The sequence below is a fragment of the Roseovarius halophilus (ex Wu et al. 2025) genome (genome assembly GCF_047086965.1).
Genome location: NZ_JBKOTX010000642.1, coordinates 1 through 267 on the forward strand (window position 1 = coordinate 1; position 267 = coordinate 267).

1 protein-coding gene is annotated in these 267 nt (G+C 47.9%); it reads left to right on the plus strand.

Features of this window, described 5'->3' with window-relative positions:
- Window positions 1-86: 86 nt before the first annotated feature.
- Window positions 87-267: hypothetical protein (locus tag ACH107_RS33860; protein WP_412509930.1), on the plus strand; the 181-nt coding region annotated here is incomplete at its 3' end.

Genomic DNA, 267 nt, shown 5'->3' on the forward strand with positions numbered 1-267 from the left:
GAAACTAATCAGGAGCACTACTACGCTCGGCCTGTTATGCTTGATACATAAAAAGTTCCGCGCACAGGCGAGGAGCTTGGTATTGCTTGAGCTGGTCTATACGACAGGGCACTGGCTTTTCGTATCTGGTTGTGGCAAGGAATGGTTCCGGCTTTAGCTACATAAAGAAGACCAAATTACCAACCAAAGGACATCTCATGCTGACTTCAGCTGCACAACGCATTCTCAATCTCACAACCCAACGGGAAAACCTGGCGCGTGAAATAG